This window comes from Pseudonocardia lutea (assembly GCF_042658055.1).
Classification (GTDB): domain Bacteria; phylum Actinomycetota; class Actinomycetes; order Mycobacteriales; family Pseudonocardiaceae; genus Pseudonocardia; species Pseudonocardia lutea.
On record NZ_JBHSQK010000129.1, the window covers coordinates 23,154 to 34,298 of the forward strand.

Annotated in this window: 11 protein-coding genes; 5 read left to right on the forward strand and 6 right to left on the reverse strand. The window is 74.9% G+C overall.

The window, feature by feature from the left end:
* Positions 1 to 6: 6 nt before the first annotated feature.
* The gene (locus ACFQH9_RS31840; protein ID WP_379572144.1) at positions 7 to 1,242 is read left to right on the forward strand and encodes a serine hydrolase domain-containing protein; all 1,236 of its coding nucleotides are present in this window, start codon (positions 7 to 9) and stop codon (positions 1,240 to 1,242) included.
* Between the two features lie 73 nt (positions 1,243 to 1,315).
* Positions 1,316 to 1,735, forward strand: a complete 420-nt coding sequence (locus ACFQH9_RS31845; protein ID WP_379572146.1) for a phage holin family protein — start codon at positions 1,316 to 1,318, stop codon at positions 1,733 to 1,735.
* Positions 1,736 to 1,789: 54 nt separating this feature from the next.
* On the opposite strand, the gene tenA is transcribed toward ACFQH9_RS31845, so the two are convergent.
* Entirely contained in the window at positions 1,790 to 2,458 is a 669-nt protein-coding gene (gene tenA, locus ACFQH9_RS31850; protein WP_379572148.1) for a thiaminase II, read from the reverse strand.
* A gap of 245 nt (positions 2,459 to 2,703) precedes the next feature.
* On the opposite strand from tenA, the gene ACFQH9_RS31855 reads away from it, so the two are divergent.
* A complete protein-coding gene (locus ACFQH9_RS31855; protein WP_037046035.1) occupies positions 2,704 to 2,922 on the forward strand; it encodes a hypothetical protein in 219 nt (72 codons plus the stop codon).
* Between the two features lie 24 nt (positions 2,923 to 2,946).
* Here the strand turns inward: ACFQH9_RS31855 and ACFQH9_RS31860 are convergent, their stop codons facing one another.
* From ACFQH9_RS31860 to ACFQH9_RS31880, 5 genes are all read right to left on the reverse strand, one after another.
* On the reverse strand, positions 2,947 to 3,201 hold the full coding sequence (locus tag ACFQH9_RS31860; protein WP_379572151.1) for a hypothetical protein: 255 nt from the start codon (positions 3,199 to 3,201) through the stop codon (positions 2,947 to 2,949).
* 359 nt (positions 3,202 to 3,560) lie between these two features.
* On the reverse strand, positions 3,561 to 5,198 hold the full coding sequence (locus ACFQH9_RS31865) for a class I adenylate-forming enzyme family protein (protein ID WP_379572153.1): 1,638 nt from the start codon (positions 5,196 to 5,198) through the stop codon (positions 3,561 to 3,563).
* On the reverse strand, positions 5,195 to 6,490 hold the full coding sequence (locus tag ACFQH9_RS31870; RefSeq protein ID WP_379572155.1) for a cytochrome P450: 1,296 nt from the start codon (positions 6,488 to 6,490) through the stop codon (positions 5,195 to 5,197). Before ACFQH9_RS31870 ends, ACFQH9_RS31865 begins: the two co-directional genes overlap by 4 nt.
* 52 nt (positions 6,491 to 6,542) lie before the next feature.
* On the reverse strand, positions 6,543 to 9,623 hold the full coding sequence (locus ACFQH9_RS31875) for a helix-turn-helix transcriptional regulator (protein ID WP_379572157.1): 3,081 nt from the start codon (positions 9,621 to 9,623) through the stop codon (positions 6,543 to 6,545).
* A gap of 49 nt (positions 9,624 to 9,672) precedes the next feature.
* The gene (locus ACFQH9_RS31880; protein ID WP_379572159.1) at positions 9,673 to 9,903 is read right to left on the reverse strand and encodes a hypothetical protein; all 231 of its coding nucleotides are present in this window, start codon (positions 9,901 to 9,903) and stop codon (positions 9,673 to 9,675) included.
* A gap of 489 nt (positions 9,904 to 10,392) precedes the next feature.
* On the opposite strand from ACFQH9_RS31880, the gene rpmG reads away from it, so the two are divergent.
* Complete coding sequence (gene rpmG, locus ACFQH9_RS31885) at positions 10,393 to 10,542, forward strand: 50S ribosomal protein L33 (protein WP_379572163.1); 150 nt, start codon at positions 10,393 to 10,395, stop codon at positions 10,540 to 10,542.
* Between the two features lie 67 nt (positions 10,543 to 10,609).
* Positions 10,610 to 10,834, forward strand: coding sequence for a bS18 family ribosomal protein (gene rpsR, locus ACFQH9_RS31890; RefSeq protein ID WP_379572161.1), 225 nt, complete (start codon positions 10,610 to 10,612; stop codon positions 10,832 to 10,834).
* Positions 10,835 to 11,145 lie beyond the last annotated feature (311 nt).

An 11,145-nucleotide genomic window follows, 5' to 3' on the forward strand; every position in this document is an offset into this window, starting at 1 on the left:
GAGATCGTGAGCGCTCTGAAGACCGAGGTCGAGCCGGGCGAGGTCGGGCTCGACGCACAGCGGCTGGACCGGATCGGGACCCACTTCGCGAAGTACGTCGACTCCGGCAAGCTCGCCGGCTGGTCGGTCGCCGTCGCGCGCCGCGGCAAGGTCGCGTACGTCGCGCACCACGGGCAGCGGGACGTCGACGCCGGGCTCCCGGTCACCGACGACACCCTCTGGCGCATCTACTCGATGACCAAGCCGATCACCTCCGTCGCCGCGCTGATGCTGTGGGAGGAGGGCGCGCTCGAGCTCACCGACCCGGTCTCGCGGTACATCCCGTCCTTCGCCGACACCCGGGTCTACCGGTCGGGCTCCGCGCTCAACCCGGGCACCGAGCCCGTCGTCGAGCCGGTCCGGGTGTGGCACCTGCTCACCCACACGTCCGGCCTCACCTACGGCTTCCACCACGCGCACCCGGTCGACGAGATGTACCGCGGCAAGGGCCACGAGTTCGGCCCGCCGCGCGGGCACGACCTCGCCACCGCCTGCGACACCTGGGCGAGCCTGCCGCTGCTGTTCCAGCCGGGCACCGAGTGGAACTACGGCGTCTCGACGGACGTGCTGGGCCGGGTCGTCGAGGTCGCCTCGGGCATGTCGCTCGCGGCCTTCTTCCGCGAGCGGATCTTCGAGCCGCTCGGCATGACCGACACGGGCTTCCACGTCTCCGGCGAGGAGGACCTCGAGCGGCTGGCCACGCTGTACGTGCCCAAGCCCGGCGGCGGGCTGGTCCGCAGCGGCGCGATGGCCGAGGCCATCACCCGGGAGCCGACCTTCCTCTCCGGCGGCGGCGGGCTCGCCTCGACGCTGTACGACTACCACCGCTTCACCCAGATGCTCGCCCGCGGCGGCGAGCTCGACGGGGTACGCCTGCTCGGTCCGCGCACCCTCGCCTACGCCACGCGTAACCATCTGCCGGGCGGCGCCGACCTGGAGACCATCGGCCGTCCGATCTTCGCGGAGTCCACCTACCAGGGCACGGGCTTCGGGCTGGGGTTCTCGGTCGTCGTCGACCCCGCGGCGGGCAAGCAGCTGCAGGGGCTCGGCGAGTACGGCTGGGGCGGGCTGGCCAGCACCGCCTTCTACGTCGACCCCGTCGAGGAGCTGAGCGTGGTGTTCATGACACAGCTGATGCCGTCGAGCACCTACCCGATCCGCCCGCAGCTGCGGGTGCTCGTGTCCCAGGCGGTGGTCTCGTGAGCGAGCCTGCGCGCTCTCCGGCCGACACCGCAGCGCCGCGAACGGGGCCGAGGAGCGCCGGCAAGGAGGGCTCGTGAGCTGGGTGGACGAGCGCGAGGGCTCCTGGGTCCTCGCGTTCGTCATCCGGGTGGTCGTCGTCGCGATCGCGCTGTGGGTCGCGACCTGGCTGGTCGACGGCATCGAGCTCGGCGGCACCACGACCGGCGCCCGGGTGGGCACCCTGGTCGTGGTGGCGCTGCTCTTCGGCCTGGTCAACGCCTTCCTCAAGCCCGTGATCAAGATCCTGAGCTGCCCGCTCTACATCCTCACGCTCGGGCTGTTCGGGCTGGTCGTCAACGCCCTGCTGTTCTGGTTGGTCGGCACGTTCGCCTCGCGGATCGGGCTGCCCTTCGTGGTCGACGGCTTCTGGCCGGGCTTCTGGGGCGCGATCGTCGTCGCGATCGTCGGCTTCGTCCTGCACCTGCTGATCCCGGACCGCTTCGACCAGCGCTGAGGCGTTCGTGCGCGGGAGGTGGTGCCCCGGCACCACCCATCACGCGCGGCGGGGTCAGACGGGCCAGGTCTCCTCGCGGTAGCCGCCCTCCCAGAACATCCACTCGTAGCGGCTGGTCGTGGTGAAGTGCGCCCGCATCCGGGCGAGCTCGGTCTCGGAGACCGATCCGCCGATCCGGTCGGTCGCGGCCAGCGCGGCGTCGACGACGGCCTGGAACTCCGCGCCGCCGTACGTGCCGATCCAGCGGGCGTAGAGCGGGTCGGGGGAGCCGGCCTCGACCAGGTGCTCACCGACCTTGGCGTAGATCCAGTAGCAGGGGAGCACCGCGGCGACCGCCTCCGCGTAGGAACCCGAGTACGCCGTCGCGAGCAGGTAGCTCACGTAGGCCTGGGTGGCCGGGGCGACCGGCAGCGCCATCGCCTGCTCGGCGGTGAGGTCCAGCTTCCCGAGCAGCTCGGCGTGCAGCTCCTGCTCGGCGGCGATCGCGCCCCCCGCGTGCGCGCAGAACATGGCGAGGTCGTCCTCGTCCGGGGCCTTGGCGGCACAGAGGGCGAGCGCGCGGGCGTAACCGCGCAGGTAGTGGGCGTCCTGGACGATGTAGTGCCGGAAGGCCGAGTGCGGCAGCGTGCCGTCCGTCAGGCCGGTGACGAACGGGTGGGCGAGGATCGCGGCGTAGACGCCCTCGACGTCGCGCCACAGGACGTCGGTCGTGCGGGTGCTCATGACGCCGACCGTAGGGCCCGCGGTACCGCCATCGGTGTGGCATGGATCACCCAGAGAGTGATCATGTACTCGTGGGGTAGTCGCGTCCTGACAGTTCGTACGCTCTCAGTGAGACTCTCGTCACTCTTCGGGTACGATGACACTCGCCGGTCAACGGGGTGGGTCACGATGGAACACCACGGATGGCGACTCAGCGCTGAGCGCGCGCCCGGCCCGCACGTCCTTCCTCCACGGAGGTGAGTGGAATGAGTCCCGTCCCCATGGACCATCACGAGAAGATGCGGCTGCGCGCGGCCGCGTTCCGGGTCACCCGGCTGTACCCCGGCCCCGTCGGTGAGGTGCTCTCCCGCGAGCTCCTCACCTGGGAGGAGTTCGGGTACCGGCTCGGCGGCGGCCAGCTCGTCATGCGGCTGGTCGACCACGTGCTGAAGACCCCGCTCAACCAGGACGGCGTCGCGGCCTGACCCTCCCGGTTCGGCTCGGCAGGTCTACTCCGCCGGCGCTGCGGCGGGATCCTGCAGGGTCGTCGCCGTGGTCGCGGCCGGGCCGCTCGGCACCGTGCCGTCGGCCGACGCGGCCACGGCACCACCCAGCACCAGCATCGCGGCGAGCGTCGCCAGGCTGCCCGCCCGGGCGGCCGCCGTGTAGGCCGCCGCGGCGGCGCCGTGCACGGCCGGGGAGACCCGGCGCGCCCGCCGGACAGGGTGCGTCGGGACCGGTCGCAGCAGCCGCTCCGCCGGCACGGGCGCCGCGGGAACGCGGGGCCTGTCGTGCGCTCCGGGCTGTGCCCGGTGCCCACCGGGGACGCGCGAACGGCCAGGCTGCGCTCGGCGTTCCGACGCCCCACCGTGCCGTGGGGTGCGCGGCTGCGGAACCGTCGGAAGGGCGACCGTGGGCGCCTCCCGACCGGCTGCGCGCGGTGCCGGTACGGGGTGACGGGCCGGGGCGGCAGGGAGCACGGTCACGCCCGGTTCATCGTGACGTCGTACACCTCCGTTAACGCCACCCGCCTGCCTCACCCGATCGGGTCCATCGCGCCCGACCACACGCACTCAGCGGGAGCTGGGCCGACCGGCCGCAGCCGGTCGGCCGGCACGACCCCCTACAGCCGCTCCCGCAGCTCCCGCTTGAGCACCTTGCCCGCGGCGGAGACCGGGATCTCGTCGACCAGCCGGATCTCGCGCAGCCGCTTGTACGGCAGGACCTGCGCGTTCACCGCCTCCATGAGCTCCACGGCCTCGGCCTCGGTGCGGCCCGGCGCCACCACGAACGCCACCGGCAGCTCGCCGACGTTCACGTCCGGCCGGCCGACGACCGCCGCGCCGACCACGCCGGGCTGCCGGAACAGCAGCTCCTCCAGCTCCCGCGGGTACACGTTGTAGCCCTTGTAGAGCAGCATGTCCTTCTTGCGGTCGACGATCCGCAGGTACCCGTCCTCGTCGAGCACGCCGACGTCGCCGGTGTGCAGCCAGCCGTCCCGCAGCGCCGCGGCGGTCTCCTCCGGCCGGTCCTTGTAACCGATCATGACCTGCGGGCCGCGGATGCACACCTCGCCCTCGGTGCCGGTCGGCACCGGGGTGCCCTCGTCGTCGACGATCCGGATCTCGGTGTCGGCGACGGGTGGGCCGACGGTCCCGGCCTTGCGGACCGCGGAGCGCGCGCTCGGGTTCTGCGTCGCGCCCATCGTGACCTCGGTGAGCCCGTAGCCCTCGACGATGACGAGCTCCTCGCCGAGCCGGCGCTGCAACGCCTCGATCAGCTCGACCGGCAGCGGTGCGGCGCCCGAGCTGAGCGCGCGGACCGAGGAGAGGTCCCGCGTGGCGAAGTCCGGGTGCCGCAGCAGCGCGGCGAACAGCGGCGGGGCGCCGCCCATCGACGTCGCCCGGAACCGCTCGACGTCCGCCAGGTAGGTGGCCGGGTCGAACCGCTCGTGCAGCACGCTGGTGGTGCCCGAGAGCAGCGGGATGTTGAGCCCGCCGACGGTGCCCATCGCGTGGAACCAGGGCGTGATGTTGACGACCGCCGCGGTGCCGAAGCGCACCGGGAAGTCCTCGGGCGGGCCCTGGTCCGCGAGCACGAGGCCGCCGTGCCCGTCGAGCTCCGGCCGGGCACCCGAACCCGCACAGGCGTACTGCAGGACGTTGACCACCACGTTGCGGTGCGGCAGCTGCACGCCCTTCGATCGCCCGGTGGTGCCGCCAGTGTAGGCGAGGTGGGCGAGGTCGCGGTGGACGTCGATCTCGACGACCGGCGGCTCCGTGGGCGCCTGCGCGTGGAACTCCTCGAAGTCCGTCGCGCCCTGCGGGGTGAGCCGCACGGTGGGGTCGACGGCCTGCTCCCGGTTCGTGACCAGCGCGAACTTGACCCGCGTCTGGTCGCGCACCGCGGCGAAGGCCGGGTAGGCGGCCTCCCAGCTCACCAGCGCGACCGCGCCCGCGTCGGCGAGCTGGGCCGCGAGGTCCGCGGGCGGCAGCAGCGGATTGGCCGGGGTGAAGGTCGCCCCGGCGAGCTGGATGCCGTAGTACGCGATCGCGTACTGCGGGCAGTTCGGCAGGTGGATCGCGACGACGTCGCCCCGGCCGATCCCCTGCTCGCGCAACGCGTGGGCGAAGGCCGAGGCCCGCGCGAGCAGCTGGGCGTAGGTCAGGTCGCGGCCGTAGTAGTGCACGGCCACGCGGTCGCCGTACCGGCGGGCGGACCCGGTGAGGACCGCGCCGACGGGCACCTCGGGGTAGATCACCGGGCTCCTCCGGCGGCGAAGGCGACGGGCAGGTGCTTGATGCCGTTGATGAACATGGAGCGCAGCCGCTGCGGCTCCCCGGTGACGTGGATGTCCGGGACGCGGGTGAGCAGCTCGCGGAACATCACCGCCATCTCGCGGCGGGCCAGGTGCGCGCCCAGGCAGAAGTGCGGGCCGGGGCCGCCGAAGCCCACGTGCGGGTTCGGCGAGCGCCGGACGTCGAAGCGGTCCGGGTCGGGGAAGTGCGCGGGGTCCCGGTTCGCGGCCCAGTAGAAGAGCGCCACCTTGTCGCCCGCGGTGAGCTCCTTGCCGCCCAGCACCGCGTCCCGGGCGAGCGTGCGCCGCATGTAGATCACCGGGGAGGCGAGCCGGACGATCTCGTCGATCGCCGTGGGCGTGACGCCGTCGAGGTCCGCGAGCCAGGCGGCCCGCTGGTCCGGGTTGTCCGTGAGGAACTTCAGGCCCCAGCTGATCGCGTTGCGGGTGGTCTCGTTGCCGGCGACCACCAGCAGGACGAAGAAGCTGGCGAGCTCGTCCGGGGTGAGCCGCTCACCGTCGATCTCCGCGTTGACCAGCGCCGAGGTGACGTCGTCCGTCGGGTTCTGCTCCCGCGCCGCGCCCAGCTCCTTCATCAGGGCCGCGAGCTCGCCGCCGGCGGTGAGCAGGGCCGTGACGACGTCCGTGCCCTCCGGCACGTACTCGGGGTCCTGCGCCCCGAGGATCACGTTGGTGCGGTCGAACACGAAGCCGTGCTGGCTCTCGGGGATGCCCATCATGTCGCAGACGATCTTCAGCGGCAGCCGGGCGGAGATGTCGGTGACCGCGTCGCACTCGCCGCGGTCGATCACGTCGTCGACGATCCGGGTCGCCGCGCGCTGGACGTCCTCGGTGAGCTGGGCGAGCCGGCGCGGGGTGAACCCGCGCGAGACGATCCGGCGGAGCCGGGCGTGCCGGGGATCGTCCATGTTGATCATCGAGCCGAAGAACTCGGCGAACTCCGGCGGCTGGTCGACGACGGAGGTCGAGCCCGCGCCCGAGGTGAAGACCTGCGGGGTCCGGCTGGCCTCGACGACGTCGTCCAGCCGGGTCAGGGCGTGGAAGCCGGGCCCGGGCTCGATGTAGCCGAACGCGGGCTCGGGGTAGAAGGGGATCGGCTCGTTGGTGCGCAGCCAGGCGAAGGCGGCGGCCCGTTCCTCGACGGGCACGGTCCAGAACCCGTCGACGTCCGAGAGGTCCGGGCGCCCGCCCGGGCCGACGGCCGTCGGATCCGTGGTGGTTGCGTCAGTGGACATGCGTGCGGTCCCTCCTGCCGGTCCGCGGTGACCGGCGCCCCGCACACCATAGTTACTGAACGGTAGATCGGGGAGGGATGAGTCCCCGTTCGTACCCGATCGCCACCGCGTCCGTGCGGCCCGCGGCGCCGAGCTTCGCCATGACCCGGGACAGGTGCACGCTGACCGTCTTCTCGCTGATGTAGAGGACCTCGCCGACCTGCCGGTTGGTGCGCCCCTCGGCCACCAGCGCCAGGACGGCGGCCTCCCGCGGGGTGAGGGGCCCGGCCTCCTCGGCGGCGGGTTCGGGGCCGCTCCGGGCGCGGCGCGACCCCGCCCGCTCCCGCACGTCCGCGGCCCGCGCGCGCAGGGGAGCCGCACCGAGCCGTTCGGCGGTGGCGACGGCGGCGTCGAGATCCGCGACGGCCTCCTCCCGCAGCCGGGCGGCGCCCGCCCGGTCCTCGGCCCGGGCCGCCGCGGCGAGCAGCGCCTCGGCGCGCCGGACACGGGCCTCGGCCTCCCGGTACGGCTCGCCGTAGCCGAACGCCTCGAGCACCCCCGTCCACGTCGCCGCGTCCGCCTCACCACGCACCCGGTCCCGTTCGGCGCGCGCCCGGGCCAGCCACGCCCGCCCCTCGACGCCGAGGGAGCCCGACCGGGGGATGCCCTTCTCGGCCGCCTCCTCCGCGCTCCCGAGGAGCCGCTCGGCCGGCTCGTGCGCGCCCTCGGGCACGGCGGCGAGGCCGAGCGCGGCGAGCATGATCGCCGCGATGTGGTGCGGCAGCAGCCGGTCGAGGTCGGCGAGCGCGGTCTCCGCCCGGCGCAGCGCCACCGCCGGTTCGCCCCGCCAGAGGGCCGCCTCGACGCCGGCCCCGCCGAGCAGGAGGACGACCTGGTCGTCCTCCTGCTCGCGCGAGTCGAGGTCGGCCCACCGCCGCTCGGCCTCCGCGAGCCGCCCGCGCGCGACCTCGACGAGCAGCCCCGCGGCCGCGAGCCGGCCGGCGACGACCGGCGCGACCATCGCGCCGCCGAGCCGGGCGGTGTGCTCGGCGGCCTCCCAGTCTCCCGCGATGAACTCGCTCATCAGCCGGGCGACCCGCATGTCCATGCCGTAGCCGCTCCACGTGGTCCCGGTCTCGGTGGCCCGGCGCATGCCCGCGGCGAACTCGGCGGCCGCCGCGGCGGCCGAGCCCTCCTCCAGCAGCGACATCCCGCGGTTGTAGAAGATCCGCAGCTCCACGCCGATGTTCCCGGACCCGCGCGCGAGCGGCAGCGCCTCGGACAGCAGCTCCCTGCTGCGCGGGCCGCGGCCCTCGAACTCCTCGACGACCGCCAGGCTGATCAGGGCGTCCGCCTCGGCGGCCGCGACGTCCTGCAACGCCTCGGCGCGCGCCGTCTCCGGGTCCGCGTCGCCGTGTTCCCCGTGCGGCTCGGCGGTGCCCGCGCGCAGGGCCGCGGCCGCCTCCCGCGCGATCCGCAGGGCGGCCTCGCCGTGCTCCCGCACACCCGGCACGTCGTCCGTCCGCCACAGCGCGCGGGCCAGGACGGCGTGCGCCCAGGCCAGGTCGGCGGTGGGCGGCCCCTCCCGGAGGAGGTCGATCGCCTCCCGCACGGCGGCGGCCGCGGCCAGCGTCCCCTCGGTGCGCTCGAGCAGCCGGATGGCGTGCCGGACCCGGACCTCGGCGGCGCGCCCGCGGTCCGCCGTGGCGTCGACCAGTTCGAGGGCGTGGCTGCTCAGCGCGATGCCGCGCTCGGGGTCGCCGGTGGCGCTCGCCGCATAGGCCGCCCACAGGGTCACCGTGATCTCGTCCGCGCCGGCGACCGCCTCCGCCCCGGGCACGGCCGACCACAGCTCCACGGCCCGCTCGGCGTGCCGCAGGACCTCGGCCGGCGCGCCCACCCGGTCCGCCTCGCGGGCCGCCCGCACGGACGCGGCGAGCGCGCGGGGCAGGTCGTGCGCGGCGAGGGCGTGGTGGGCGAGGGCTGCCGCGGGGGAGGTGCCGACGGGCGACGGCCGGCCGGGCGGCGCCGGCCGGGCGAGCCGCTCGGCCAGCAGGTCGGCGTAGCGGGAGTGGATCCGCGCACGCTCGCCGGGCAGCAGGTCGCCGTAGACCGCCTCGCGCAGCAGCGCGTGCCGGAAGGCGAGGTCGCCCCGCTCGTCGGGCACCAGGACGTGGTGGGCGACCGCCTCGCGGACGGCCTCCTCGAACTCCGCGGTGCCCAGGCCGCTGACCTCGGCCAGCGTGGCGTCGGCGACGCTGCGGCCGGCCACCGAGGCGACCCGCAGCACCTGCCGGGCGGGTGCCGGGAGCCGCTCGAACCGGGCCAGCAGGACGTCCGTGAGCGCCTCGGGCAGCCCGCCGCCACCTCCCGCGGCGGACACCAGCTCCTCGGCGAAGAACGCGTTCCCCTCGCTGCGCCGGGCGAGCCGGTGCAGCTCGCGCTCCTCCAGCCCGAGGTCCCCGGCGAGGGCGGTGACCAGGGCGAGCGCGTCCGCCGGGGGCAGCGGCGCGAGCTCCAGCCGCTCGACGGCGGGCAGCCGCACCAGCTCGGCGAGCACCGGCCGCAGCGGGTGCCGGCGGTGCAGGTCGTCCGCCCGGTAGGTGGCCACGACGAGCAGCCGCCCCGCGCCGAGCCGGGACAGCAGGAAGACCAGCAGGTCGCGGCTCGACCGGTCCGCCCAGTGCAGGTCCTCGAGGACCAGCAGCACGGGCGGCCCCGCGCCGGCCCCGGCGCCGGAGACCGTCTCGAGGGCCGAGAGCAGCGCCTCGAAGACCTGCAGCTGGCCGAGCTCGCGCCCGCCGCGCTCGGCGCCCGACTCCCCGGGGACGAGCCGCAGCAGGCCGGGGTGCCGCCCGGCGAGCTCCGGGTGCTCGGCGAGCAGCCGGCCGACGATCTCGGTGAACGGCAGGTAGGGCAGCTCCACGCCGGCGGTCTCGATGCACCGCCCGAGCAGCACCAGCGCGCCCGAGTCGCGCGCCTGCGCGGACAGCTCCGCGATCAGCCGGGACTTGCCCACCCCTGCGTCCCCGGACAGCAGGACGCCCGTGCCCCGCCCGGAGCGCGCCCGGTCGAGCGCAGCCGTGAGGACGGACCGCTCGGCCCCCCGACCGATCAGCCCGATCCCCACCCCCGGACGTGGCACGGACGTCATGCTCGCACGCGCCCCCGACGATTCCGTGCGAGTTCCGCGGGCGTCCCCCTCACGCCGCGCGGCACTGCCCCGTGACCGGCACCGCCGCAGGCGTCCCCGACGTCCCGGACGCCTCGGACTTCTCGTGCGGCACCGGCGGGGGCACGGGGAACCGCGGGGCACGCGGCGGCTCGCGGCGGCCCTTGCGCCAGACCCGGGCGAGGTGGGCCAGACGGTGCCGGTCGGCCTCGGCCAGGAGTGCGTTGCGGTGCTCGTCGACCATCGTCTGCAGGAAGACCATGACGATGACCCTCCGCCTGAGGGGCCGCCCCGGACATCGGTCGTCCACGCCGTCCCGGGCCGTCGGCGCGCGCCGCGCCTGAGGGGTCGCCTTACCCCCCGGGGTGCCGCCGCGGGCTCCCGCCCGGCGAGCCACTCGCCGGCGTGCACGGTGCGCAGCCCGCTGCCGGCGGACTCCAGCTACGGGACCTCGCCGGGCCGGGTGGCGAACCAGATCCGGCGGTGGGTCCGCACGACGCCCCCGAGCTGGTCGATCGCCTTGTGCAGGCGGTCGGGGTGGAAGGGCCGGCGCCCGGAGGGAACGAGGAGCCGAACCCCGCAGTCGGTCGCCAGCGGCGAGGCGCCGCGCAGCAGCGGACCGTGACGTCGTCGGGCCGGCCGCGGCGGTATGTGCCCTCCTCGGGAAGAGGTCGGGGTCGGTCCGTGTTGTCGTGAGTGACAATCGTTATCGGTAAGAGAGGAGGGTGGCGTGGCTGCCAAGTCCGCCGCCGTGCGTCCCGTGGTGAAGATGCGCTCGACCGCCGGCACGGGCACGACCTACGTGACCCGCAAGAACCGCCGCAACGACCCCGACCGGCTCGTGCTGCGCAAGTACGACCCGGCGGTCCGCCGGCACGTCGAGTTCCGCGAGGAGCGCTGACGGCCCGTCCGTGCGGGCCCCGAGGAAGAAGCCGCCCACTGCACGCCGGGGCTCCCCGAGGTCGACCGTGAGGACACCGCGTCGTTGCGGACCTTCGTCTCGGACCGCGGGAAGATCGGGGCGCGCAACGCGAGGTGCGAGATCGCCATCGACGCGGCACCGGCGAAGCGGCCTGCCGCCGCAGCAGCAGCGTCAGGTCGCCGTGGCGATCGGCAACGCGCGGGAGATGGCCCTGCTTGCCGTACCCGCACGCGGGGCGGGGGTGAGCGCGTGTCCCGCAGATGTCAGCTGACCGGCCTCGAGCCCGGGTTCGGCCGTGGGTCCCGCACCCGCACCGGCGCAGCCCGCGCCGCTGCGATCCCGACGTGCAGGTCCGCCGGTACCGGCTGCCTTCGGAGAACCGGCACGTCCGGCTCCGGGGATACCTCGGGAAGTTCGGCGTCTCCCGCGTGACGCTCCGCGAGCTCGCGCACGCCGGGCTGCCGCCCGGGTCACCAAGTCGTCCTGGTGAGCCGCCCCGCATCTCCCGTCCCCGGGTCCGCGGCCGCGGTGCGGAGGCGCAGAGGGGCGGCGCAGAGGGGCGGCGCAGGGGGGCGGCGCAGG

Coding starts and splice junctions, on each gene's coding strand:
- ACFQH9_RS31870 (WP_379572155.1), bottom strand. CDS start 6,490: ATGTCCACTGACGCAACCACCACGGATCCGACGGCCGTCGGCCCGGGC.
- ACFQH9_RS31875 (WP_379572157.1), bottom strand. CDS start 9,623: ATGACGTCCGTGCCACGTCCGGGGGTGGGGATCGGGCTGATCGGTCGG.
- ACFQH9_RS31880 (WP_379572159.1), bottom strand. CDS start 9,903: ATGGTCTTCCTGCAGACGATGGTCGACGAGCACCGCAACGCACTCCTG.
- tenA (WP_379572148.1), bottom strand. CDS start 2,458: ATGAGCACCCGCACGACCGACGTCCTGTGGCGCGACGTCGAGGGCGTC.
- ACFQH9_RS31855 (WP_037046035.1), top strand. CDS start 2,704: ATGAGTCCCGTCCCCATGGACCATCACGAGAAGATGCGGCTGCGCGCG.